Origin of the sequence: Phyllobacterium sp. (genome assembly GCF_037994405.1) — a bacterium.
Taxonomy (GTDB): Bacteria; Pseudomonadota; Alphaproteobacteria; order Rhizobiales; family Rhizobiaceae; genus Phyllobacterium.
Genome location: NZ_JBBNAN010000455.1, coordinates 1 through 24945, shown reverse-complemented (window position 1 = coordinate 24945; position 24945 = coordinate 1). Strand labels below are relative to the sequence as shown.

At 56.9% G+C, this 24945-nt stretch carries 26 protein-coding genes; 13 read left to right on the top strand and 13 right to left on the bottom strand.

Translation table 11 applies throughout. The features are described 5' to 3' along the window. Window positions 1-119 precede the first annotated feature (119 nt). Both AAAC48_RS25245 and AAAC48_RS25240 read right to left on the bottom strand, forming a co-directional pair. Window positions 120-1094, bottom strand: coding sequence for a YVTN family beta-propeller repeat protein (locus AAAC48_RS25245; protein WP_340656833.1), 975 nt, complete (start codon window positions 1092-1094; stop codon window positions 120-122). Window positions 1095-1115: 21 nt separating this feature from the next. Next, window positions 1116-2285 carry an ABC transporter substrate-binding protein gene (locus AAAC48_RS25240; protein ID WP_340656832.1) on the bottom strand — a complete coding sequence of 390 codons (1170 nt, stop codon included), beginning with the start codon at window positions 2283-2285 and terminating at the stop codon, window positions 1116-1118. A 224-nt stretch (window positions 2286-2509) separates the two neighbouring features. On the opposite strand from AAAC48_RS25240, the gene AAAC48_RS25235 reads away from it, so the two are divergent. Genes AAAC48_RS25235 through AAAC48_RS25215 form a run of 5 tightly spaced genes read left to right on the top strand, consistent with a single transcriptional unit; the run spans window position 2510 to window position 6890 of the window. Further along, entirely contained in the window at window positions 2510-3706 is a 1197-nt protein-coding gene (locus tag AAAC48_RS25235) for a (5-formylfuran-3-yl)methyl phosphate synthase (protein WP_340656831.1), read from the top strand. Next, on the top strand, window positions 3703-4347 hold the full coding sequence (locus AAAC48_RS25230) for a dihydroneopterin aldolase (protein WP_340656830.1): 645 nt from the start codon (window positions 3703-3705) through the stop codon (window positions 4345-4347). Before AAAC48_RS25235 ends, AAAC48_RS25230 begins: the two co-directional genes overlap by 4 nt. After that, complete coding sequence (locus tag AAAC48_RS25225; protein ID WP_340656829.1) at window positions 4344-4895, top strand: flavoprotein; 552 nt, start codon at window positions 4344-4346, stop codon at window positions 4893-4895. The genes AAAC48_RS25230 and AAAC48_RS25225 overlap by 4 nt, the downstream gene beginning before the upstream one ends. After that, complete coding sequence (locus tag AAAC48_RS25220) at window positions 4888-6288, top strand: DUF6513 domain-containing protein (protein WP_340656828.1); 1401 nt, start codon at window positions 4888-4890, stop codon at window positions 6286-6288. Before AAAC48_RS25225 ends, AAAC48_RS25220 begins: the two co-directional genes overlap by 8 nt. Continuing rightward, window positions 6285-6890, top strand: coding sequence for a DUF447 domain-containing protein (locus tag AAAC48_RS25215; RefSeq protein WP_340656827.1), 606 nt, complete (start codon window positions 6285-6287; stop codon window positions 6888-6890). The genes AAAC48_RS25220 and AAAC48_RS25215 overlap by 4 nt, the downstream gene beginning before the upstream one ends. A gap of 4 nt (window positions 6891-6894) precedes the next feature. Here the strand turns inward: AAAC48_RS25215 and AAAC48_RS25210 are convergent, their stop codons facing one another. Next, entirely contained in the window at window positions 6895-7959 is a 1065-nt protein-coding gene (locus AAAC48_RS25210) for a hydantoinase/oxoprolinase family protein (RefSeq protein WP_340656826.1), read from the bottom strand. A 28-nt stretch (window positions 7960-7987) separates the two neighbouring features. On the opposite strand from AAAC48_RS25210, the gene AAAC48_RS25205 reads away from it, so the two are divergent. Then, window positions 7988-8704: a HisA/HisF-related TIM barrel protein gene (locus AAAC48_RS25205; RefSeq protein WP_340656825.1), complete on the top strand. Its 717-nt coding sequence runs from the start codon at window positions 7988-7990 to the stop codon at window positions 8702-8704. A 123-nt stretch (window positions 8705-8827) separates the two neighbouring features. On the opposite strand, the gene fae is transcribed toward AAAC48_RS25205, so the two are convergent. From fae to AAAC48_RS25170, 7 genes are all read right to left on the bottom strand, one after another. Further along, complete coding sequence (gene fae, locus AAAC48_RS25200) at window positions 8828-9334, bottom strand: formaldehyde-activating enzyme (protein ID WP_340656824.1); 507 nt, start codon at window positions 9332-9334, stop codon at window positions 8828-8830. A 154-nt stretch (window positions 9335-9488) separates the two neighbouring features. Beyond that, window positions 9489-10352 (bottom strand): triphosphoribosyl-dephospho-CoA synthase, encoded by an 864-nt coding sequence (locus AAAC48_RS25195; RefSeq protein WP_340656823.1) that lies wholly within the window; start codon window positions 10350-10352, stop codon window positions 9489-9491. After that, the gene (locus tag AAAC48_RS25190; RefSeq protein ID WP_340656822.1) at window positions 10349-11263 is read right to left on the bottom strand and encodes a RimK family alpha-L-glutamate ligase; all 915 of its coding nucleotides are present in this window, start codon (window positions 11261-11263) and stop codon (window positions 10349-10351) included. The genes AAAC48_RS25195 and AAAC48_RS25190 overlap by 4 nt, the downstream gene beginning before the upstream one ends. Before the next feature lie 11 nt (window positions 11264-11274). Continuing rightward, window positions 11275-12228 carry a methenyltetrahydromethanopterin cyclohydrolase gene (gene mch / locus AAAC48_RS25185; protein WP_340656821.1) on the bottom strand — a complete coding sequence of 318 codons (954 nt, stop codon included), beginning with the start codon at window positions 12226-12228 and terminating at the stop codon, window positions 11275-11277. After that, window positions 12225-13346, bottom strand: a complete 1122-nt coding sequence (locus tag AAAC48_RS25180; protein WP_340656834.1) for an ATP-grasp domain-containing protein — start codon at window positions 13344-13346, stop codon at window positions 12225-12227. The genes mch and AAAC48_RS25180 overlap by 4 nt, the downstream gene beginning before the upstream one ends. Beyond that, window positions 13330-14226: an NAD(P)-dependent methylenetetrahydromethanopterin dehydrogenase gene (locus AAAC48_RS25175; RefSeq protein ID WP_340656820.1), complete on the bottom strand. Its 897-nt coding sequence runs from the start codon at window positions 14224-14226 to the stop codon at window positions 13330-13332. Before AAAC48_RS25175 ends, AAAC48_RS25180 begins: the two co-directional genes overlap by 17 nt. Window positions 14227-14260: 34 nt before the next feature. Beyond that, window positions 14261-15223: a beta-ribofuranosylaminobenzene 5'-phosphate synthase family protein gene (locus AAAC48_RS25170; RefSeq protein WP_340656819.1), complete on the bottom strand. Its 963-nt coding sequence runs from the start codon at window positions 15221-15223 to the stop codon at window positions 14261-14263. Window positions 15224-15327: 104 nt separating this feature from the next. Here AAAC48_RS25170 and AAAC48_RS25165 point away from each other — a divergent pair, with 104 nt between their 5' ends. The 5 genes from AAAC48_RS25165 (at window position 15328) to AAAC48_RS25145 (ending at window position 20246) form a co-directional block, all read left to right on the top strand. Next, window positions 15328-15726, top strand: a complete 399-nt coding sequence (locus AAAC48_RS25165; RefSeq protein WP_340656818.1) for a 4a-hydroxytetrahydrobiopterin dehydratase — start codon at window positions 15328-15330, stop codon at window positions 15724-15726. An 83-nt stretch (window positions 15727-15809) separates the two neighbouring features. Continuing rightward, window positions 15810-16910 carry a tungsten formylmethanofuran dehydrogenase gene (locus AAAC48_RS25160; protein ID WP_340656817.1) on the top strand — a complete coding sequence of 367 codons (1101 nt, stop codon included), beginning with the start codon at window positions 15810-15812 and terminating at the stop codon, window positions 16908-16910. After that, window positions 16904-18538 (top strand): formylmethanofuran dehydrogenase subunit A, encoded by a 1635-nt coding sequence (locus tag AAAC48_RS25155; RefSeq protein WP_340656816.1) that lies wholly within the window; start codon window positions 16904-16906, stop codon window positions 18536-18538. Before AAAC48_RS25160 ends, AAAC48_RS25155 begins: the two co-directional genes overlap by 7 nt. Next, window positions 18526-19434 (top strand): formylmethanofuran--tetrahydromethanopterin N-formyltransferase, encoded by a 909-nt coding sequence (fhcD, locus tag AAAC48_RS25150; protein ID WP_340656815.1) that lies wholly within the window; start codon window positions 18526-18528, stop codon window positions 19432-19434. The genes AAAC48_RS25155 and fhcD overlap by 13 nt, the downstream gene beginning before the upstream one ends. Further along, window positions 19431-20246 (top strand): formylmethanofuran dehydrogenase subunit C, encoded by an 816-nt coding sequence (locus tag AAAC48_RS25145; protein ID WP_340656814.1) that lies wholly within the window; start codon window positions 19431-19433, stop codon window positions 20244-20246. The genes fhcD and AAAC48_RS25145 overlap by 4 nt, the downstream gene beginning before the upstream one ends. Window positions 20247-20296: 50 nt before the next feature. Here the strand turns inward: AAAC48_RS25145 and AAAC48_RS25140 are convergent, their stop codons facing one another. The 3 genes from AAAC48_RS25140 to AAAC48_RS25130 are packed head-to-tail and all read right to left on the bottom strand — an operon-like array spanning window position 20297 to window position 22767. Beyond that, complete coding sequence (locus AAAC48_RS25140) at window positions 20297-21004, bottom strand: hypothetical protein (RefSeq protein ID WP_340656813.1); 708 nt, start codon at window positions 21002-21004, stop codon at window positions 20297-20299. Window positions 21005-21008: 4 nt separating this feature from the next. Next, window positions 21009-21947, bottom strand: a complete 939-nt coding sequence (locus AAAC48_RS25135; RefSeq protein ID WP_340656812.1) for a hypothetical protein — start codon at window positions 21945-21947, stop codon at window positions 21009-21011. A 1-nt stretch (window position 21948) separates the two neighbouring features. Then, window positions 21949-22767 (bottom strand): hypothetical protein, encoded by an 819-nt coding sequence (locus AAAC48_RS25130; RefSeq protein WP_340656811.1) that lies wholly within the window; start codon window positions 22765-22767, stop codon window positions 21949-21951. Window positions 22768-23302: 535 nt separating this feature from the next. Here AAAC48_RS25130 and AAAC48_RS25125 point away from each other — a divergent pair. Both AAAC48_RS25125 and AAAC48_RS25120 read left to right on the top strand, forming a co-directional pair. Next, window positions 23303-24403, top strand: coding sequence for a helix-turn-helix transcriptional regulator (locus AAAC48_RS25125; RefSeq protein WP_340656810.1), 1101 nt, complete (start codon window positions 23303-23305; stop codon window positions 24401-24403). 270 nt (window positions 24404-24673) lie between these two features. Further along, a partial coding sequence (locus AAAC48_RS25120) for a hypothetical protein (RefSeq protein ID WP_340656809.1) occupies window positions 24674-24945 on the top strand: 272 nt, incomplete at its 3' end.

Here is a 24945-nt window from a genome sequence, read left to right as displayed (position 1 = left end):
TCATCGTCATCTGCCTGCGCAAACGCGATAGATTGAGCAACTACAACACTGAGAAATGTAGCCAGCAGAAATGATTTCTGATTCGTCATATATTTCCTCCCTTGTCCGTCAGTCTTGCCTTAGTTCGATGATATCGCCACGCCCCAGGGCAATTGACCGACAGTAACCGACTTGATTGGTTCGTCGGTGGCAGTGTCGATGAAGGTAATGTCGTTGGACAGGCCATTGGTGCTGATGATCGTCTTGCCATCCGGCATGAATGCCAGCTGCCAGACACGCTGTCCTACCAGGACATATTTTTCGACCTCATAGGTTTCGGCATTGACGACGGCGACGCGATTTGCAGGACCGAGGGCTACATAGGCTTTCTTGCCATCGGCGGTGATGCGTATGCCGACCGGCTGGATCTGCTCGGCGCGCAGTCCCTGAATCTCGAAAGTGATCTTGTGGGTGACTTGACGTGTCTTGTTGTCGATGACAGACACTGTGCCGCCAACCTCGGCAGAAACCCATACCTCCGATCCATCTGGCTTGAACTGGGCAAAACGCGGGCGGGCATCGACCAGCACGTTGTCGGTAATTTCATGGGTCGACGTATCGATGAAATGCGCCATATTCGTTGTTTCGGAGGTGTTGACGATGGTCTTACCATCGGGGCTGACGCCCATACCTTCCGGCTCAACACCGACCGGTATCTCTGCAACAACGGTCTTCCCTGCGATATCAATGACCGTGACGAGATTGTCGTCCTCATTGGCGATGTAGAGGGTCTTGCCATCGGGGGACAAGGTGAAAAGCTCCGGATCCGGACCCGATGGAAGCGTGCCAATGATCTCGTTTGTGCTTGTGTCGATCATCTCTACCGTGTCATCATCACTGGCGCAGACAAAGATGATCTTTCCGTCGGGAGAAATGGTAATGCCGCGGGGTCTTTGCCCGACCTCGATCGTCTTGACTACCTCCATGGTCTTGGAATCGACGACGGTTACCGTATTGTCCTTCTCGTTGGAGACATAGACCATATTTGCCGATGCGGGCTGTGCAAAGAATGGCAGCGCCACGATCGCAGCGAGCAAGCACAAATGTCGTCGCATTTCATTCCTCCCATTACAATTTCAATTCAGCTTGCACTTGGTTTCCGGTCGATCCACACCCAACGTATCCAACTCTGAAAATTGATGCAGGAAGCCTTCCTGCGGCGACGTGGAGACGACCCCATGCCCGTCGCCGATCAGGACGGGTTGTCGTAATTGCCAATTCCAGTTGCGGAAAGTGAGCTTCTGGCCTTTGAAGGCCGCGATCGAAAAATCATCGGACTTGATGTAATCTTCAACCTGTTTTGGATCATTGCCCTTGGTTCGCGTGATCGCTTCACCGAGGATGCGCACTGCAGTCCAGGCCTGCATGTCCTTCGAAAGCATCCGGCGCCCGGTCGCCTTGTCGAAACGGTTCTGAATCTGCGAACCGCCCCATTGTTCACTGGCCGGATGCCAGCTTGAGGGAACAAGCCCGGCAGTTCCTGCCACCGGTCGTGGCGTCCAGGTCCGGTAAGGGACATAGCTGCCGAAAACTTCGCTCTCGTCGGCCACCACAACCACATCATGCTCAGGCAGGTTCTGCGTAAAGACCGGCATTTGTTTTTGCACCTGGATCACGCCTGTGTCAGTCCTGCGGGCGGTGCCCTTGTCTTCGTACAACCGTTCTTCGACGATGGTCGCACCGAACCGTGTCGCTGCGCGCCGTATCGCGTCGGCGTAAAGCTGATCGCGCTCATGTGAGCCATAAAGGAGCACCCATTTGCGCCATTGTTTCCAGACGAGATATTGTGCAAGCCCATCGGCAAGCATGGTGCGTGTTGGCGCCGTGTGGAACACGTTCGACCGGCATTGCTCCTCGCGCAGGATGTCATCTGTAGCACCGACATTGAAAAGCAGTACGCCGCTGTCCTTTGCCAGGTCTGCTATCGACAGCAATTGCTTGGCGGAAATGTCGGTCAGGATTAAACGATCACCACGGGCAAGCATTTCCTTGAACACAGGAACGACGTCGGCGTCGAATTTCGTCACCGTCGCGTCGAGAGCGAAACTCTGGCCGAGGAACTTGCCGGTGGTATTGTTGTCATTGATCGCGACATTAGCACCTGCTACGCCTTCGTCGCGGGGAGGGATGTCAAGCACCGAGAGCGCCAGCTGCGGTTCATAGGCGCGAAGATAGCCAATCCGGGTTTCGGTAGTTGGATTTGGCGCTTTATCTGCCGGTGCCTGTTCAGCAGACAGCTCAGACACGTTGACGAAGAGCAAAAAAAAGCCGAATAAAAACACAAGAGTGTTTGGCACCATACTCTTCATGACCATACCATTCAGATATGCCGCCGTTCACATGATGGCGGTCGCTTAAGAACAGAGGTGCCCGTAGTGTTTTTAAACAACCCCGCCATAATCTCAACCCTCCGTGTCATCTTTTCGTGGCCAACGGGCAAGATTCTTCATCTCTCCGAGGGGGCATGCTGATGACAAAAATGCTGGCGAGCGTACAGGACCGGCAGGAAGCGGAAATCGTCTTCCAAAATGGTGCGGATATCATTGATCTGAAAGATCCTGGAAATGGAGCGCTTGGTGCTGTTGAGCCGGACAAGCTCTTGGAAGTTATCGATTTTATTTCAGGCAGGCGACCTGTCAGCGCCGCATGCGGCGATCTTCCCATGGAGCCGGAAACCATCCGCCGCAAGGTCGAGGAGATCGCTTCAACAGGCTTGGATTATATCAAGATCGGCTTCTTTCCCTTTGGCCAATTGGCCGCCTGCATCGGCGTCCTGCAACCGCTCGCCTCACACAAGAAATTGATTGCTGTTCTCTTTGCCGACCACCTGAATGAGTATGAGGAAAATCTGGCGGAGAAATTTGCAGCAGCCGGGTTTCACGGCGTGATGATCGATACGGCCAAGAAATCAGCGGGGCGTCTGCTGGATCATTTGACGCCCGACCAGATTGGCCATTTCGTCAAGGATTGTCAGGTGCATGGATTGATGTCAGGTGTCGCCGGATCGCTCGAGGCGCCCGATGTGCCGCGGTTGCTGGCCTTCAAGCCGGACTTTCTCGGTTTTCGCGGTGCGCTCTGTGCTGGGCTGAGCCGCATGGCACCTGTTGATGCGCAAGCGACTGCAAAAATACGGGCTCTGATACCCGAAGCACAGGGACCGGGTGCGCCAGCTGGTGTCGACTACAAACTGCTGGCGGCGCGCGGCTATTTTCCCGATCCTGCCCAAGCCGGGCTTGGTACCGACAAGATATTCGTCCGTGATTTTGTTGTGCCAGTACAGATTGGCGCTTACAGCTTCGAGCATGGCAAGTCACAGAAGGTGCGCTTCGACGTAACAGCTGACGTTTTGCGGGTGACGCGCAATCCGGAAGACATGCGCCATGTCGTCTCCTACGATCTTATCATGGATGGTATCCGGGCTATTGTCGCGCAAGGACACGTCGAGCTTGCCGAGACGCTGGCAGAGCAGGTGGCAGCATTCGTTCTGGAAAACCCCCGGGTTACCCGAGTGGTTGTACGAGCAGAAAAGCTTGAAATCGGACCAGGCGGCGTCGGCGTCGAGATCGAGCGGAAGAGCGATGCCAGGAGTTCGGGGAAGTCCAGGCATTCAGCAAGCAAAACTGAACCGGTGCATGCACATGGAGGCAGGAAAGGCGCATCCTCATGAGGCCGCTCGTCGTTAAACTGGGAGGAAGCACGGCGGGCCACGAGGAAATGCAGCGTTGGATCGATATTTTGGCAACGGCCACCTTTCCGCTCGTCATCGTGCCAGGGGGTGGCCCGTTTGCCGATCAGGTCAGGATCTCACAAAAGCGGTTGGCCTATTCGAACGAGGCCGCCCATGCGATGGCCATCCTTGCTATGGACCAATTCGGCATCGCGATCGCCGAGCGCCATGCACGGTTGCGGCCAGCACGCTCGATCGGCGATATCCACTCGGTGCTGGATAGGGGGGGCATGGCCGCATGGCTTCCATCATCCATGGCAATTGGTGCGCCGGATATCCCCTGTTCCTGGGATGTAACATCGGATTCACTCAGCGCCTGGCTGTGCAAACAGTTGCGTGCAGAAGCACTTCTCCTGATCAAGCAGACCGACGAACACATGGATTATGCCAATGTGTGGGACCTGGCCGCCGCCGGTATCGTCGATAGCATGCTTCCCGCCATGCTGGCTGAGGATACGATTCTTCACGTTGCGGGACCTGAGGCGCTCACAAAAATCTCGAGAGATTTACCCTTGGCAACCATCCCCGGACGCATGATCATGCGGCACAGACAGGCCGTTGAAGGAATGGTTGCACAATGACACGACTTCATACGCCGCGCTGGGCATGGGCTCTGACCGGCTCGGGCCACTTCTTCGTGGAAAGCTTCGATCTGATACGCACGCTCGAGCATTGCGATGTCTTCGTCTCGAAGGCTGCGAATGAAGTGCTGCGCATGTACGGGCTGAAACTCGACTTTCCCGAAACCATGCGCGTGTTGCACGACAAGACTGCGAGCTCCATCCCCATTGGAGGTTTCTATCACGGCGTCTATCATACGGCGGTCATCGCTCCGGCAACATCGAACACCGTGGCAAAATGCGTTGTCGGGATTTCCGATTCGCTACCGACAAACGTTTATGCGCAGGCGGGAAAGTGTTTGGTGCCGTCGATCGTGTTCGCCTGCGATACGGCGCCCGAGCTTGAAACCATGGCTCCAAGTGGAATCGTCAAGGTCTATCCGCGTCCAATCGATCTTGAAAATACGGCACGGCTCAAGACATACACGCGCACACAAGTCGTCGAATCGCTTGCCGAGTTGCAAGCGGTAATCGCGCACCGCCAGAAAGTGATCGCAGGCGATGGCTGAGCACCTGCTGTTTCTGACGGGGCATCTGGCCCGATCGAGGCTGGAACGGGTTCTGGCAGACCTTGGGCAGACTACGTTCTCCTATGAGATCATTGATATTGGCGTGAAAGTCGCCGCCCTGATGACGGAAGAGATCATTTCCCGCCGTCTGAAACCGCCTATCAATGCTGACCGGGTCATTCTCCCCGGCCGTTACAGGGGCGATCTTGATCGGTTGAGTGATCAGTTCGGCGTTTCCTTCGTCCGGGGGCCGGACGAAGTCGCAGATTTGCCAGCTTTTCTCGGGCGGGTCGGAAAACCCATCGACCTTTCAAAGCATGACATGCGTATCTTTGCTGAAATCGTTGATGCGTCTGCATTATCGTTCGATGCGCTGATGCAGCGTGCTTCAACGCTGGCTGCTGCCGGAGCCGATGTCATCGACCTCGGATGCCTGCCGGAAACACCCTTTCCACATCTCGCTGATGCGGTTCGGAGCCTCAAGGCAAATGGTCTTGCAGTGAGCGTGGACTCCGCCAATCTCGATGAACTCGAAACCGGCGCCGCAGCGGGCGCAGACTACCTCCTCAGCCTCACCGAAGAGACGGTCGGGCTCGCGATCAAGTACCGCACGACGCCGGTCCTCATTCCAGCAATACCGGGCGATCTGGATTCTCTTGGCCGCGCCATCAAATCTGCAAAAGCAGCAAATATCCCCTTCATAGCCGACCCGGTTCTCGATCCGATCCACTTCGGCTTTGCCGCTTCGCTCGGACGGTTTCTCGAAGCGCGCAATCGTTGGCCCGATGTCGACATGATGATGGGCACAGGCAATCTGACCGAACTCACCGACGCCGATTCATCCGGCGTGACAGCGATCCTTGCAGGTCTTTGTTCGGAGCTTTCGATCGGCAATGTGCTGGTCGTCAATGTCAGTCCGCACACCGTGCGTACGGTTGAAGAACATGATCGCGCCCGCCGTATCATGTTTGCCGCCAAGCAGGACCATGCTCTGCCACGCGGTTATGATGCCAGTCTGTTGCAGATTCACGACCGCAAACCCTATCCCAACAGCATCGATGATATCGAGGCTCTTGCCGCCGATGTGCGCGACGCCAATTTCCGCATCATGACGGCGCCCGACGGCGTCCATATCTTCAACGGCAAGGGCCACCAGGTTGCCATCGATGCTTTTGAGCTTTTCCCAGGCCTCAACGTTGAGGGTGACGGCGCGCATGCGTTTTATCTCGGGGCGGAACTAACGAAGGCTGAAATTGCCTGGAAACTGGGCAAGCGTTATGCCCAGGACGAGCCGGTTGCCTGGGGCGCAGCAGTTCCAGAGAAGCAACAGGACCGCACGCGACTGGCCGAAGCCGGACACACGTTGCGAACGAAGAAGGATGTGGCGCCATGACCTACATCAGGGAGACTATCGTAACGACGGTGGATGCCGATGGCATCGTGCATATTGCGCCGCTCGGCATTATCCAGCAGGATGACGGCTGGATCATTGCCCCCTTCCGCCCCTCCAAAACGCTGGAGAATCTTGCAGCGGTTCCCTATGCCATCGCCAATTACACCGACGACATGCTGGTCTTTGCTGGATGTTTGACCGGCCGCAAGGATTGGCCCACCGTTCCCATTGAGAATTGTCCGGTGCCGCGGCTCCGGTCAGCGCTTAGTCATTCCGTCCTTCATGTTGAGGCGATCAAGGACGACGGCTTGCGCCCGCGCCATTTCTGCAAGGTGGTTTCCGAAGCGACACACGCACCCTTTACCGGGCTCAATCGCGCTAAGGCCGCCGTACTTGAACTGGCCATCCTGGTCAGCCGGCTTCATATGCTCCCTCCGGAGAAGATCGATGTGGAGATCGCCTATCTGACGATCGCCATCGAGAAGACCGCGGGGCCCGATGAACACCTAGCGTGGTCGTGGCTCATGCAAAAGGTCAAGGACCATCGCGATGCTGCTGACGAAAAAGGCAAGGATGCGGTGCATCACGGCGGCCACATCTAGATAGTTACGCTTGCAGCTGCATTGATCCAAGCAAAGCGACAGCAGCAGCGGGCGCCGCCTTGCTGGCATCGTCGCGCGCATCCTCCGCAGCGGGGATCAACGAACCGAAATCCAGATAAGGCCGTTCAAGGCGCTTCGCGAGCTCCTTGATTTGCGGGCGGCCGATCCCGGCACCGATCACTGGTGCCGTGCGATCCTGCGAAAGATTGCGCGCGACGCGAAATGCTCCATCGTGGATCATGCGCAGCTGGTACTCGCTGAACCACCGGGCGATATGGATCCATTCGTCTTCGTCGAGATCGGCACTGTCACGTCCGACCATGCGCGCCAGCCGCGCAATCGACCCCGCGACGGATTTGGCCTTACGGTCGGCTGAGGGATACTTATCGTCCGCTTCGTCGAGCCTGCCAAGGATGCGGCCGAGATCAGCGGTATTGGCAAAATATTCGTTCATCAGCGGCGTCATTTGCCCGCGTACCGGAACGAGGGCAGCAATGCCGATAAGCGCCGAGCGGGCAAAGCCGGTATAGACCAGTTCGCCGGTCAGGAGCCGCTCAGCATCTGAATATCCCTGATTGACCAGTTCGCCATTCTTGAAGGCAAGAATATCCGTCGTCGTCGAGCCCATATCGACGAACAGGCCAGTGTTGGCCAGCCTTGCACTCAGCATTGCGGTAGCATGCCAGTTGGCGGACGCGATATCGCTGCCGAGATCGCGTGCCGCGCCAACACCGCAAAAGCCGGAGCGGCCGGCATAGATGAGGGTATCTTCGATGCCGAATTCTTCTTCGATGAAGTCGAGCAAGCCGGCAATTCCGGCATCACGTGAGGCGAAGGTGTCGGAAAGTTCGCCAGTCATGGTGAAGACATTGACATTGCCTTGTGCACGCAGCGGACCAAGTACTCGCAAAGCTTCACGCAATTGATCGACGCCGAGCCAGAGCGGTGTTTTCATGATATTGGCTGAGACGATCTCGCCATCCTGGCACTTGGCTACCTTGAGATGGGCACCGCCCAGGTCCCAACCGGTAACACGGGTCTTTCCTTCGTTGGCAAATCGGGATTTCATGGGCTCAATCATCGTTTTGGATTCACTCGTGCATATCATTCCGGTACTCGACATAAAAGATGGTCTCGTGGTTCGCGCCCTCATGGGCAACCGCGAAACCTATCAGCCCATTGAAACGCCACTCAGCTCGACCGCCAATGTCCTCGACGTGGCGAATGGCCTGCGCACGCTCTATCCTTTTCCGGCTTTCTATGTTGCCGATCTCGACCGGATAGAGCGTCGCCGCGAAGGTGCAGCCTTGGGTCAACTGCGGCCACTGCTATTGACCGCAAATATCTGGCTCGACGCGGGGTTCAGTGAACAAGATCAACTGGATACCGTTCTCGCAACGGACGGCATATTCCCGGTTCTGGGTTCCGAGTCCCAAGCGGACGCTTCCGTGCTCGAAACTTTCCACGCAAATCCGCGGTTGATACTTTCCCTGGATTTTCGTGGCGACGAGTTTGTGGGCCCGCTGTCGATCCTTGAGAGCGCAGAGACTTGGCCGTCCCGTGTCATCGTCATGACTCTCGGCCGGGTCGGCGCCAGTTCAGGCCCGGACTTCGACCGCCTGGCAGAGATCAAGCGCCGTGCAGGAAATCGCACCGTCATCGCTGCGGGGGGCATCCGCAATCTGCACGATCTTGAGCGGCTTGAGACGATGGGCATCTCGGCTGCGCTCGCTGCAACATCGCTGCACAATGGCGCGCTGACGCCGGAAGCTATTTCAACTCTGATGAAAAATGAGAGCGTCAAACCGCGCTGAGAAGGGGAGGATAATTGCTCCTTCTCCCCTTGCTCAACTCTAGAAGCCCAGAAGTTTCGCCAACCGGCGCAACAGGCCATCCGATTCGCCAGAGGGCGTGCTCTGTGCGGGGTTGTCTCTTGTCTAGGCGCTGAACGGATGCTTCACAGAATCGCGCTGAGCGGTTGCCTCTGCGGCTGTCGGCCAGCCCGTCACTGCACGCTGAATGGCTTCCTTCGTTGCCCGGTAGTTGAAGTCCTGGATCTTGGCATCGCTTTCCGCCTCCCAATGGATGAAGACGCCGACGCAGATGAAGAGATCGTCAGCTTCCTCCGCCGGTATCGTGCCATCGGCAACACTGTCCTGAACCGCCTTTGCAACGGCGTGCTGTGCAGGTCCGAACATCTGGACCGCCTGTTTGGCGCCCTTGATCGTGACCTTGTTGAACAGCATCGTATTCGGCTTGCATGCCAGGTTCGGCGCGATAACCGCAAGAAGGGAAGTGAATCCATCCTTGTTGTTCGTCAGCGCATGACAGAATGCCGTCTCTACAGCACTGCCACGCGGTCCGATCAGAAGATCGATATGCGCAACTTCATTTCCGTCGCCAACGAGCGACTCGCCAACCATTACTTTATTGATTTTCGCCACGGCCTAATTCCTCCCTATAGCGGTCCCAAATGGTTTGTCCAAAGATGCCGTACCTCGAGACACGACGCTCGATGGACAGCTATCCTTGTTCACAGCACCCTTGAGTTGGGGGTCGGTTGGCCAGATAGCAGCGGATGAAATCCGCTGGCGAAATTCAAGCATTTACCTCATCAATATGCAAGACCAAGTTGAGTTTTAATGCAAAAAGGGTTGCAACTGTCAGGTCTGCGGAGGTCCCCGGATTGACGCAGTCGGCTTTCAGCTTGGCATCAAAAGCAAGGAGCACTTTTTCCCGCTCCTTTCCATCTTTCAAACCTTCAACGCGCGCAAGAATTTGCTCGGCTTCCTTTCTCGTTTTCTCGGCAACAACATTGCCATGTTTGCGGACAATGTGGCTGTCGGGAAAGGCCGACAGGAAGTACAGATAGACGAAAACAGTTGGCCACATTCCGCGCTCATTACGGTCGGCGGCAGCCTTGTGCGCCGCAAGCCCGCCGTCGAAAATATTGGCAAACCCCGTCACATATTGCCGGGCAATCATGTCCCGGTCAGCGGCCTCCTGCATCGCTTCGAGGAGCGACACTTCCGGCTCTGTCGATACGTCATGCTTTGGGGCTGACCCAAGCCCGCCCGGCTGTGCCAGCATGATTGCGCTAAACACGTCGCGCGTGTCGCCAAGGTCCAGCCTTTCAAGCGTTGCCGTAACGCTTGCTTGCAGATCCGGGTCGTCATTTTCGGCAGCTTTTGCGAGCGGAACGCAAAGAAGCAAAATGCCGAGATTGGTGTTGGTTTCGATCTTGTTACGTGTTGCCGTGACCGCCGCAAGGATGCGCTGTCCTGTGGAAAGAGTAGGGTCGGTCACCGCATGGGAGGATATTTGTGCACTTTCAAAAAATTGTGCCGCGTTCATGCGATGGCCATCAGCAAAACGATGCACGTTGCCCGGCTTCAACGCCTCGATTTCAAGGTAACAGGCATCGATATAGGCGCGTCTTATCTGTTCGCGGGTCGGATTCACGCCGCCGGTCTCTCATCGAGTTCAGCTATGATCCGGGCGACCAGAGCATTGGCGATGCAATCGGCAATTCGAACGGGAACGACCGACTGCAGCCCCGTCCAGGCAGGCATGCTGTTGACCTCGAGCACCAGAAGTCTTCCATCGGCCGCCGGGACAATATCGACCCCGGCGAAATCGGTGCCGATTGCTGCGGAAGCGGCAAGAGCGAGGCTCTCCAGCTTGGCACGCAATGGTCCCATGACAGGCTCCGCTTTTGCACCCTTGGCTATGTTGGTGATCCAACCCTCGGCGCGCCGTGTGATCATGCCCAATACTTCGCCTGCACAGGTGAAGACCCGGTAATCGCAGAATGGCGGTCCGGAATGAGCAACGAAACGCTGGAGATAGTAGACATCATCGATCTCTTCCGGGGCGGGCAGGTCCTCGATCCGCCGGATCAAGCGAATACCCTTTCCCTGCGAACCGAACAGTGGCTTCAACACCAGCGGACCGTGAGCAAGTTCCCGCTCGGCGACCGCCTTAGCATTTGCCAGACTTTCGACAGCGAAGGTCTCCGGCGTAGGCAGACCTGCCTGCGCCAGGAAGAATGTTGTGGTCGACTTGTCGACGCATCGTTCGATGGCCTTTGCCGAATTCCATACTGGAACACCCAGATGTGCAAACGCGTGCAATATGCCGAGACGGCGGGTGATCGCTTCGAATGTTCCCGATGAAATCGACCGGACGATCACCGCGGCGGGTAGGGCGCCATTCATACCGGGAACTGCGATGCACGACGGATAGCGGCTGTCGAAACCAATATCCGCCAATGCCAGCGCCAGGACGTCAAACCCGAGCGATTGAAAGGAGGATTGAAGCTGTCTTACCTGACGATCAGGCCGGTCGGATAGGATCAGTATCGTGTCTGGCATTTTTGCGTATCTCACCCCAGGGATTGTTCCAGCATTGCATTGTCAGAGCTGCCGCTGCGGAATGTATCACCGGTTTCGACTGAGGTAACAATCACCTCGGCAGGGCTGAACAGATGCGGGTCGATGGCGTAAAAATCACCTTTGAACTTCTTGAAGATATCGGCGAACGGTTGGCCATAGTCCCGGGACGTCCGGCTTGGCAGCTGTTCCGCCAGATCGCGCGCCGCATTTGAACTGCCGCGAACGTAGAGTTGGACAATACCGCCATAGATGATCGCGTCATTTGTCCGGCCCATGGCCTGCAGGAAATCCGGATGCGGGGCAGGGATCGGCGCGCGTCCTGCGCCATCGACTATCGCGTCGAGCGGAAATTTCAGATCATGCGCCTTGTGCAGGGCCACTTCCAGCACCCGGCCGACGATCTGCATGGAACCGGTCAGGCTTTGCGTCGGTGCGTAGATGAATGTTAGTTTTTCCGGACCGAGCCCCGTTGCTTTCGACACTTTCTCGACAATCGGTGCGGGCGGCGGGGTCGATGTTTCAAGAACCACAACCGACGAAACCGCATCTGGCTCGCGGTAGGTTATTTCCTCGAAGAGGGGTTCCACCCGCGCCAGTGCCCGCACCGGGCCAGATCCCATGGCGAAATATTTCTCGTGCGAAAGATTCCATCCGGCATACTGGCTGCCGAGGCAGGCAAGCACCGGTTGCGACGAGCGGACATCGACCGAATAGGGCCATTTACCCACGCCCAATCGCGCCGAAACCGTACCCAGCCCGCCCATGCAGATCTCAATGATCCGCAGACCTGCCTCGATGCCGCCTGGACTGTTCGCGCCCGCATCGATCAGATGTTCGCCTAGACTGCCGCGGCTGTGGCCAATGCCAAGCCGGTCGGACTCCTCTATCACTGCATCAGCTATGCGTTGCGCGTTTCTGTTCAAATAGGCGTGACCGTCCCTCATCGGAAATCCTCCCTCCAATGGACTGCTAGTTCTTTGACGCGGCACTTTACGGCCCTCATCGCGGCGGCAGCTGAATCTTGAGTAGCAAAGACGGTGCAGACGGGATCGCCTGCCTCAAGCGCAGTGCCGGACCTTTGGTGATCGGCGGTCATTGCTGGCCACGCCACTTGCGGAAACACGCTGATTGCTTTCGCAGTATAGGCAATCGCCGACGCTGCCGAACCTCTATAGGCTGGCTTTGATATCTTGCATCCCATGACAGCGCGCAAATGCTCCCGGATCAGGGGCGTTTCCTCGCTGTCGAAGATATCGAGCGTCGCGCCCGGGCGCGGATTGATTTCTATGAGACGGAGGCCAGAACCGCCGTCGATGAAGTCGGCACTGCATAGGCCGGCAAGACCGGTGCGTCTCGTCAGCGCTGTCAGCCAGTCCCTGATCCGCAAAGCTTTTTCCCTGTCGTAGCGCCGCAGCCGGACCGCGCCGCCATAGCGAAACGGCGAGGTCTTTGATGGCGAAGACCATTGGCGGCTGAACCCGACGATATGGGCCTTGTCCCTATCTGCTAGAAACAGTGCCGAGAGGTTCTTTCCGCGGATGAAGCGCTGAAAATAATGTTCATGGCTGGACGCATCGCCATTTGCCGGCTTTACATGTGAGCCGCCCGCACCGCCGACGAGTTTGGTCAACCAGTCACGCGGATGCTCGGGGCTGTCGAAGCGGATGTCCGGATGCGGAATCTTCAGTTCGGAACAGAGGCGCGAAAGGCTGATCGGGTCCTTCACCAGCCCGATCGTTTTGGCACTGTTCCCGGCCACCGAAAATTTCCGTGAAATAGCTTCTATCATCTCCGGCTTTCGTTCGAAACCGGAGCCACAGACGACAGCTATGGGCATATCGCCACCGGCGAGCCTGACCAGAGTCTCCACGACCTCGCTCTCATCGATCCCGGCCTGCAAACTGCCCGACAGCTTAGCCGCGCGGTCCGCAAGAGCGAGCGTGTCCGCGTCGTTGAAAAGGTCGGCGACAAGGGGCCGGAATCCCGCTCTCTTCGCCGCAGCGGCAAGCGAGCGCCCCGAGATCGCAGCGATCAGGATTGCGGGGTTATTTTGCAAGGTCACGAGCAAGGGCGAATGCGTCCCGGAAATCAAGGATGACTGGCTTTTCGGCCTTGATCATCCGTTCGAACAAACCAGCCTGCGTCTTGTATTTGACGTTGCCGATGGAGAGCGGACCAATGCCGACAGCCTGTGTCGCATCAAGCGTCTCACCATTTGCGTTGACTTTCAGCCCTTCGATCCCTGCCGGGGGAACAGCATTCACATCGGCGACAACCAGAAGCCCGCCCGCCGAACCGAGCTGCGCTTTCGAGATCACCTGCACACCTGCCTTTGCCGCCGCGAGGACAACTTCTGTGCCCTCGACAATTGCCGCTTTCCTGGCCTCGGCGGATCCATCAGTCGGCTCGACAGTCAAATCGAAGCGCTGCTTGATCGACGCTGCTATCTCCTGCACGCGCTCGATGCCGTCGTGGCCAACGATTGTCACCCTCGCACCTTCGCCAGCCGCGATTACCGCCGTACAGTAACCGACCACGCCGGTTGCGCCAAAGACGGCTACTGACGTTCCGTTCAGTTCGCGGTCGTGATACTTGATCAACGCTTTCTCGACCTTGGCAACCATCGCTGCGGCGGTCGTGAAGGACCCCGCGGGATCGGCAAAGACCGAGATTTCAAAGGGCGGCACCATCGATTTCTTTGCCGCGTCGAGCATGTCGAGCGCAAGCGGTGCGTCCTTGCCGGCGAGGAAAATACCGGTCGCAACACCTGCATCCGGCGGACGGGAAAAGATAGCGTCCTGAACGAGGTTGCCGACGTCGGAAAGTTCGACGTCAGTATAAGGAATAACTGCATCATAGCCCGCATCGAGCGCCATATTGACGTCGAACGGGCTCATGTGCCGGAGAGGTGTCAGCATGTGAAGGATCGTCTTGCGGCTCATTTTATCCGCTCCTCTTTGACCAAGTGCCCATGGTTCAAGCTCTGGCTAGGTTCAGGGCGGTGTGCGTGATGTCCGCCCCCGCATTTCTGCCTGCTACAATCTGGATGGTAGTGCCGGGATGACCGCCAATCTCGTCGACGATACGTTCGGCGTCAGCCTGGGACGCGGCAAATGCAAAGCCCGTCGGCCCCCAGGAACTCTGGCCGATTCCGACTGCCCCCGCTTTTGCCAGGCGATGCAATGTCGCCTCGACATACCGGCTCGTAAAGATGGCGCCCTGGGCCGGCGAGAAGTAGGTGCCGATCTCGATCTGGATCGCTTCCACCGCGCGGCCAAAGGTGACAAGGTCTCCCTCGATAAGGGCCGGCATGATGTTCATCAGCACATGACGGCAGATCAAGGCGCAAGTCGCTTCAGGGAAGGGTGGCAACGTGCGGAAGGCTTCGACTTCTGCTTCACCGTGAATGCCCTGCGTCGACGTGTCGAGCACGAGAATGATGCGCCAGACATCCGGAAAGGGAATGCGTGAGATCACGGTTGGCGCTTGTTGCCCTTGCGCTTTACCTGCGTCAACGATCACGCCGCCCTCTTCAAAGGCAGCAATGCCGATCCCCGAACGCGAGCCGCGCCCGAGCAGAGCAGCGTCATTGGTTATGTCGAGCGGTAACGAATGCAGTGTGCGAAGTGCGGCCGAAACCGCGAGCGCAATCTGCGTGCCCGAACCAAGTCCGACATGTCTTGGAATTGTCCGCTGAACGGTGACCCGGTGCTGTGCCTTGATCCCGAGATGTGCAGAAAGCGTAGCAATATGCTGCGCGATGCGCACCTGTTCCTCGCCATGAACCTGCATCTCAGCCGCACGGGAAATAGTCAGGACCGTAGCGATATCCTGGATGGGGAGACCGACGCTCCCGAACCGGTCGTGACCTGAACGCGGTATATCAAGAAAGCCAAGATGCAGGCGGGCCGGGACTTTGATCGTGACGGATTCCGACATTTGCTTAATCTTTACATAATCTCAAAAATCGGGCCCTGCGCTATGATATCGTCTTTCAAACGAGGCGCAAGCATGATGCGCGAAGAATAGGAGGACAATGCAAAATGAACGACGAAACGAAGAACGCCGGACCCAAGGAGAAGGTCTATTCGGAGAGCGAAATTGTAACAAAACTGCAAGAGGAATTGCCGCATTGGCGCTATGAGAACGGCTGGATACGCCGGAAATACAAGACCCATAGCTGGAAATCGACATTGATGGTGATCAACACGGTGGGGCACCTGGCGGAAGCCGCCTGGCATCATCCTGATCTCAAGGCTTCTTACGCATGGGTGGAGGTGCTGTTACAGAATCATGCCGCCAAGGGCATCACCGACAAGGATTTCGAGCTCGCCAAAAAGATCGAGAGCATTGTCCAGTGGCAGCCTGGCAAAGAGTCGGGATCGCTGGAGGGAACGCCGCAAACCGACCAGCGCTTTGCCTATGTTAAATACGACGATTGATCGCAGGATTTTTGCCTGGTGACAGGGTTCACAATCGAAAAAGAAGTGGCTAAGCTAATCTTGGCACCAGAAAGTTGCGGAATATGTCGGTTGCATGGATTGGCAGCCAGCCGGTCTCTTTGATGGATGCAATTCAGAATGCTGCAAAGCTTCTGGCATCAAGTCGCTGTCCAGTTTTCACCCTCGATACTGATGTGCATGGCACACGCGGTGCCATCGCACTGGTGGAACGGTTAGGCGGCGCTTACGACCATGCGCGGGGCGAGTCACTCGCCAATGAAGTCTCCCTGTTCACCGATTACGGCGGCATGTTCACGACACCGGGTGAGGCGCGGCGGCGCTCCAGCCTGATCGTTCTCGTCGGTGAAATTCCAGCGCATCATCATGAGTTGCTGCAATCATGGGCAGCCTCGCAACCTGATCTCGGAGATCGCAACAAACGCTCGTGGTTCCGCATTGAAGGCTCCGGAACCGCTGGCTCGGACACCAGCAAATTTGCGCGGAGACTGAAGGCCGTCTCGCTTGGCTCTGATGGCCTGTTGCTTGGCGGCGCACTGGCTGTGCTTCGTGCCGAACTGCAAGAGCGCCAGGTCGCATCGTCACTGAGCAATATCGATCGGTTCAGGAAATTCCTGACCAAAAGCGCGTTTCCCGTGTTTGTCTTTTCAGGTGCATCCGGCGACGGTCCAAGCCTCGTCGCACTGCAGGGCCTGGTCGCCGACCTGAACAGGAAAGGGCGCGCCAGCAGCGTGTTTCTTCCCGCTGACGACGATGCTTGGGGCACCGCGCTCACCTCCCTGTGGATGACCGGGTTTCCACCCCGAACAGGTTTCTCCAATAGCCTCCCAAGCTATGACCCCGTGCGATGGAACGTCCAGCGCATGATCCGTGACAAGGAAGCGGATCTTCATGTCTGGATGTCGACGAGTGGCGGTGAAACTCCCCCTAAGGGGGGAAGTATTGCCTTGATTTCGCTTAGCAAAAATGAAGCACCGACCGCCGGAGCTGCGGTCACCATCTCAGTCGGCAAAGCGGGCGTGGACCACGATGGAGTAGCTTATTCCAGCAGGCTCGGCACATTCAGGGCCATCGAAGCCACCGCGCCTTCGCAATTGCCAAGCGTCTCAAACATCATTCGGCAAATGGCGGAAGTCTTGCCCGGTAGGGGGGCCTTGCCATGCTGACCCGGCTTGTCGGCGGCGAGGTTGTCGATCCCGTTAATGGCGAAACGCGACTGCGCGAAATCTGGATCAGGGATGGCGTGCTGATCGACCCGCCCAGAGATGAGACGGCCGACCAGACGCATGATGTCTCGGGTTGTGTCATCATGGCCGGCGCCATCGATATCCATTCGCATATTGGCGGCGGCAATGTGAACACGGCGCGGCTGCTGCTGCCCGAACATCATGCGGCTCACCAGCCAAGGCCCGCCAATACGCCCCTTTCCAATGCAGGATGGTCGACCTTCCAGACCGGCTGCCTTTATGCGCAAATGGGCTTCACGACTGTCGTCGAACCCGCCATGGCGCCCTATACCGCCTTGCACACGCATCTCGAACTTGCCGATATTCCCATCATCGACAAGGCCACGCTGGCCATCCTCGGCAACGACGATTTCACCCTATCGCTGCTTCGCAACGGCAATTCGTCGGCGATGCTCGACGACTACATCGCCTGGGTTGTCGGCTCGACCCGGGCGCTTGGCGTCAAGGTCATCAATGCCGGTGCAGCAGCCGCCTTCAAGGAGAACGTCCGGTCTTTCTCGCTGGACGATACGGTGCCGGAATACGGGGTCAGCTCACGCAAGATCGTCAAGTCGCTGCAGGCGTCTGTGACCCGTCTTGGCATACCGCATCCCTTGCACGTGCATGCCAACAATCTCGGCATTGCCGGAAGCGCCGATACGGCGGCGGACACGATAGCGGCCACCGAGGGCGTTCCGCTGCACCTCGCTCATCTGCAGTTTTATGGCTATGGGACGGAAGGCAAGCGCAAATTCTCGTCCGAAGCGGCGCGATTGGCCGAACTTGTCAATACCAATCCCGATGTAACGATCGATATCGGCCAGGTGATGTTCGGCCAGACAGTGACGATCTCCTCCGATGTGATGCGCCAGTTTACCGCCATAGGCAACGCCAGCCCGAAGAAGACCGTCATCATGGACGGTGATGGCAATGGTGGCGGTGGCATCGTTCCCTACCGCTACAAGCAGGATTACTACGGCTCGCTGCAATGGGCCGTGGGGCTCGAGCTCTTTCTTCTCATCAATGATCCGTGGCGCGTCTTCTTCACTACCGATCACCCGAATGGCGCGCCCTTCACCGCCTATCCGGAATTGTTCGAACTGCTGATGAGCAGCGGTGCCCGGGACGCCAAATCCGCGGAGTTGAACAAGGCCGCGCTGGAACTGACGACGCTCGCCTCGGTGCGCCGCGAATATACGCTCGAAGAGATCGCGATCATGACCCGCTCTGCTCCGGCCAAGCTGCTTGGTCTTACGGATCGCGGCCATCTCGGCGCAGGGGCAATCGCCGATGTCGCAGTCTATCGCAAGGGCAAGGACATCGCCAAAATGTTCCGCGAGGCAGCACTGGTTTTCAAGAATGGCGACCTTGTGGTCAAGAACGGCAAGGTTACCCAATACCGCTGGGGCAAGACCCTGCGGCTCAATCCGCCGCCGGACAAGGCAATGGTCAAGCGCATGAAAGACTATCACGAAGAGCGCTACGGTCTGTCGCTCGACTGGTTCGCCTTCCCGGACTCCGCTATTCAAAGAGACGAGCCATTTGCGGAGGTCAAATGCAACAGCTGACCCGCAACGGCGTACTGATCGACGACACCTTTGCCGAAGCATTCGGCATGCGGGCGACCGCGATCATCATCACCGCACCGACGCTGAAATGGGCACGGCAGGCCGCCATCACCATGACCGGATTTGCGACTTCTGTTATTGGCTGCGGCTGCGAGGCAGCCATCGATATGGATGTGCCAGAAACGAAGACGCCAGATGGGCGGCCGGGTTGCCGGGTGATGATCTTCGCCATGGGCACGGACGACTTGCAGAAGCAACTGAAGACCCGTCTGGGGCAATGCGTCTTGACATCGCCCGGTAGTGCCTGCTTCGCCGATCTTGAAGGTTCGGCTCCGCTCGATCTTGGCAATGCGCTGCGCTATTTTGGCGATGGCTGGCAGATTTCGAAGAAATTCGGCGGTCGGCATTATTGGCGTGTACCTGTGATGGATGGCGAATTCCTGTGTGAGGCAACGACGGGCCTGACCAAGAATGCTGTTGGCGGCGGCAACCTGCTCTTTCTTGCAGCCGACAATGCCAAGGCTTTGCATGCAGCAGAACGCGCCGTTGCGGCTATCGAAAAGGAGCCGGGCGCAATTATGCCATTTCCCGGCGGGGTGGTTCGATCAGGTTCGAAAGTCGGCGGCAAATACAAGGGCATGATGGCCTCGACCAATGATGCCTTCGCCCCGACGCTGCGCGGCGTCGTCAACAGCGCCCTCACGCCTGACATCAACGCGGTCCTTGAGATCGTCATCGATGGCGAGACCAGTGATGCAGTTGCTGCAGCCATGCGGGCAGGACTGAAAGCAGTCATTGATCTTGGCCCGAAGAAGGGTGCACTTCGCATCAGCGCCGGAAATTATGGCGGGAAGCTTGGCAAGTTTCACTATCACCTGAAGGATTTGCTGCCATGAAAGCGCTCACCTTCTCGCTACTCGCCGAACCGGAAGAACGACTGGACCTTTCCGGCCTGACGCCGGCTTCGCTGGCCGGGCTCACCGAAATCCAGATCGCCAAGCTGCACGTCGGCACAAGCCGCAAACCTGCTTTGGTTGGCGATGTCTTCAAGGTCACAGGCAAGGATGTGAACAGCCTTATCGTCGAAGGGAGCAGTCCGTGGCTGGACAGGGTGGGAGCCGGACTGAATGGTGGCACGATACGCGTCACCGGCAATGTTGGCAGCCAGGCCGGCCGGAAAATGTCGGGCGGGACATTGCTCGTCGAAGGCAGTGCCGGCGATCATGCCGGGTCGGGCATGGCTGGCGGGCGCCTCGAGATCAAGGGAAACGCTGGAGACTATGCCAGTGGGCCGCTCGCGGGCGAAATGACCGGCATGGAAGGCGGCGTGCTGATTGTTCGCGGCAAGGCGGGCCATTATGCTGGCGACCGGTTGCGCCGCGGTACCATAGCCGTCCTTAAAGGCTGCGGCGACTACGCCGGCTACCGGATGGTTGCCGGGACTATTGTTGTTACCGGACGCGTTGGCGCCATGCCCGGCTTTTTGATGAAACGCGGCTCGCTGCTGCTCGATCGTCGCCCTGAAAATCTTGTCCCAACGTTCATGCCATGCGGCGAACCGGACATCGCATTCTCTCGACTGTTCGACCGTTTCCTCATTCGCGAGAAAATCCTGGACAAGCCACTGCTCGGTCAGAAGCCTGGCAAATACGGTGGCGATAATGCTGTTTTGGGCAAGGGCGAGATTCTGTTCAGGCGTGGGCGCTAGGCGTGACGATCACCGGCGAGCAAGGGACGCTTCCAGCGATCGTCAATTGATCAGGATGCCTTTCTGGTTGGCCGGGTTTCGGCGGCCTTCGGGCGATGAAAGCGAATCCGTCCACGCTTCGGCTCGGCCTTGCGCTTTTCCTGCCGCGTGATGACGATGCGAGCGTCTGTTTCAACGCGGAAAACCAGACCCTGGGTCGAGATCAGTTTGAAATGCTCCGGGTCGAATGATTTGCCCACCGTCACCATGACAGGTTTCAGTTCGCTTAAGCGTTTCAGATCCGCTTGGGTCAACCCTACCTCCACAGATCCCTTGGCAGTTCCAAGCTTGTTCTCGATCTTGTACCGGGTCGGTTCAAGCAATGTCAGGGCAAAGATATCGCCCTTTGTCAGGCGAGTACTGTCAAACGTTGCCTGCTTGCCTTCGCCTATATGGACAGACCATCCCGTACCTGATGTTGTATGGAAGACAACATAGCCTTTGGTCGAGACCGAATGCGATGCGCCGTCATGCGATCCGCAACAGCATTCGTTTCCCGAACTTCCTTGCGACTTGGCAAGATCGATATCGAGCTGCATCGCGGCCGCATCGTCCCTGACCTCGAAAGTCACATTCCCCATGGGCTTTCCATTTTTGCGTACCGTCGCCGCGTATATTCCGGCGACAGTGAACTGATGGACAACGCTTGTCGTTAAGCCGAGAGCGCCGCTGTCAAACACGGTCGCCTCGAACAATTGCCGGTTGAGTGTCGCTAGCATCGTTTCATCCTATATCTGCTTCCAGGACCATCTCGACATCAGTATTGAAGACGTTGAGTTTCCGGATCGGAATCTTGACTGGTATCAGCATCGCTGGCCCGAAATTGTTCGGATTTGCTGTCGCGGGCAACAATGGATACGGGTCCTCGATAGCGGTCAGCGATGTCTTGTCGCCAAAATAATCGATGATGAACTGGGCGATGATATCGAGCAGTCCGAAGCTCACATTGAGCAGATCCGAAATCCACTCCTGAATATCGTCCGGAATGTCCAGAATCGCCCGAACGAGGTCGATAACCGGTCCAAGAATACCGTTGATTATGTCACGTGCCCATCCCGGCAGGAAGAACAGGAGGTTGTCGACGGCTGCATTGACGGCTGCCTCAAGCTGATCTCCCACCGTGTCGGCGACATCAATCGGGTCGATGTCGACGATGGGATCGTCGAAGAATAATCGCCATTCGCTTGCCAGCGATGGTACGGCGTCCTGCGCATCCCAGGCATTCATGCCAGGCGGGCGTGCGGGATTGACGAAGTGCCGCATTACGAGCCGGCCGGTCAACGAAACCTCGGATGTGATGCCACCAAGCGGCAACGTCAGCGAAATGTCGGGATCGTCGTCGAAGATGCAGATACGTGGCAACCGCAGGGCGCATCCAAACGGTGTCGGGATGATACACCATCCGCCGATGCAAATGCTTGGTATGTCAATGCCGAGGGAAAGGTCGAGCTTGTCCCATTTGATATCGAGTTCATCGACCTTGACCGTATTATCGCTACGCAGATCCACGCTACCATTCTCCAGATGAAAGGCGACGTCATAGCTGGCGGTGAATGGGCCGAAGTCGGCGCTGTCGGCGGCGGCAAAGGTGAAATTGTCCCGGATGGCATTGAAAAGTCGTACGAAACTGCCTTCCGATACGGCAATGGTCAAATTGGCCATATCAGATCACCTCCAGATTGATGAATGCCTTCAACTGGTCGTCCTCGATTGCAGGATTGTTCGGTACGGCCGCCGAGATCGGTGTGGGCTTGACTACAACGCTGACGACATTTTTGATAATTTCCAATGGGGCTCGCTCGAGCAGAATTCGCAGCTTGGGAATGAGGCCCAATTTCAGCATCAATTCGAGATAGCATTCGAGGATCGCCTCGAGTTCATCGGGGCGAATGTCGACTATTTCGATACGGTCGAGGAAAGGCTCGAGATATGGCTTGCCATTGTAATAGCGAATGCGAACCCCGCCGATGGCGAAGACGTCCAGACAGAAGCAGATAAGGCTGCGCACTGGCAGCGGTTTCGGAGGCACCGGCTGGCGGTCCTTGTCATTCCTGTCCGGTTTGTCTTGCGGCGGTTCAATGAGCCGGTCGAGCGGAAAGTCACGCGGGCAACCAAGGCCGAGGCAAATGCCGAGCGCAATCGCAAAGCGCTGGGAAGGAAGTTTTCCAAGCTCCGGCGGCAATGTGAACATCTTACCGGGATGGAAGTCGATCTTGGCATCGACGACTTGGACCGATAGCTCCATCGCGAAATCGGTTCCGGGAATCGGCAATGGATCGATCCGTGTCATCAAAGGGTTGTTCCGCTGTGCCACGACTGGATGCGCATCGATCTGCCGACACAGCAGCCCCGGGTTCGCGATGATACCCAGGGATGCATAATTGAATAGCGACGGTCGTTGCTGGCGGACATGCTTCACGACAGCGTTGAATGCGTCCTCGTGAAACGAAGCGAAGATGTCGCAATTATCAGTGAATGCCATGTTTCTCTCTCCCTCAGATGTCAGGGCAAGGGCCTATTGCAACGAGCCTTTGCGGCCGCTTGCCCCGCGAGCCAACCAGTCACACCTCCCTTGGAGGTGATTTCATCGCATCGCTTTTTTCGGGGCGCGGGACAGACCCGCAGGCTTCAAGCAACCATTCAGTATTGCATATGTGCGTTTTGGACTAATTGTATAGACGCGGCCGGAATCAAGTTGGAATTACTACGTGATGCAAGGAATTGGGATAGATCGTTGTATCTATTGGATAATAGAATGTACTATATTTCGAGTCTAACAGAATTACGGATTACTTGTTAATCAGTTGGGGTTATGTATTTAACTAATCTACTCGCAGCGGTTGAAAATCTGCGTTTGCAGTGTGTCGCGCAGTTCTGCGGACTGCGACGAAGTCTGGCAGGACCGGAAAATCAGCTTCGTGTCGAGACGATTGCTCCTATTGTTTAGTCTTGCAGTGGTAAAATTCGTTCACGGCGCTATACTCCCGCCCGATAAGGTATTTCAGCGGCGGCGCGGGATGAAGCACGACTTGAAGCTTATCGACGACGAGTTTATCGACCTCGTTTATGCGTCCCTGCTGGGTGAGACCAGTTGGCAGCATTTTCTCGATCGGCTTGCGTCAACCCTTCCCGACGGTAAATCGACACTTTTTTATCACGATCAATACAAGGCGAGCGGCGCCTTGTCGTTGACGTCCGGCCTGACCGAAAAGCAAGTCAATCAATACGATACTTACTTCTGCCGCATCAATCCCTGGATGCCGAAGGCCTCGGTGCGAAAGATCGGCATTGGTGTTACCGCCGAGCAGATGTTGCCGTATGATCAGCTGGTGAAGACGGAGTTTTATACGGATTTTCTCGTGCCAGCCGGATGCCAATCAGCGGTCGGTGTGACGATCGTCCGCAACGAGGGCCGGTCGTTTCTTCTCAGCGTGCTTACGAGCGACCTTGAGAGTGAGAGAACCCACAACGCCGCCGAACTTCTCACTCGTCTTGCTCCGCACCTCCACAGGGTTTTCAAATATTACCAAAATCGCTCGTTCAATCGCTTCAGCAAGGAAGCGCGCGGACTGGCTTTTGACGCGATCGATGTCGGTCTCATCATCGTGGGCGACAACTCGCGTATTAAATCCGTATCCGAAACCGCGCAGAAAATCCTCGAGCAGGGAACCTGCGTCAGAACCTCTGCTTCGGGCAAACTGCATATCGCTTCCCATGATGCGGACACCATGTTGCAGCGGATGCTGGACAGGACATCGGTCGAGCCGAAATTTGCGTCCTATATGGTCGGGGACGCAAAGGTCACACTGATCCACGTCCAGAAAGATCGCTTTTCCTTCTTCTTTGAAGGGCCAACGGTCGTCGTTATCCTGGAGCCACACCGCGCGCAGCAGCGGATATTGGATGTTGAGGAATTCGTCAGCATGCACTCGCTCACAGCCGCCGAAGCGAGGGCGCTGAACGGACTCATCGGTGGAAGGTCAGCTGATGAGATTGCCGCAGAGGCTGGTCTTTCCCGCGAGACCATTCGCTCGCAGATCAAGAGCTTGTATGCAAAGACGAATGCAGGCAGCCAGATCGAATTGATCCGTATGATCGCTGGGCTTGAATCGCCCTGATTGCTCTTTCAAAAGCAAAATCGAAGGTTTTTTTGCATTCACCCTGCAGGGTGAAGCGCTTTGGCGGAAAATCGTCAACTATGGCATTGCGTTGAGTAATTCTTTCCTGATTGTGGCAGGCAGGTAGCCAACGAATAACAAACGAAGCTTGCAGGTGGCCGGATAATTTCCGCACTGAAGGTCATTCGGTCGCCACAGCCATTAATGTCAAACAACTCGAAGTTACCAGTACTGATACTTGTGTCAGTGAGTATGTTTTGGGGGTAAGAAATGTCAGGAATCATGTATGAACGAATCCCGGATGCTGATCATGCCGTTTACAATCGACATGCGGCTGCCCGTCGTGCCGAGTTCCACATTGCATCGACCGAACTCCGTCCACAGCGGACGCTCGCGATTATTGACGGACGTGTCCTTGCTCGACAGCACCTTTCGTGGGGGCTTCTGGCGAATGGGCTCGGCCTGCGCATGGTCACATTTGGCTCCATCGAAGACATAGAGGAATATGAGGCAGCGGAGTTTTCGGTCATCCTCGTTTGTGT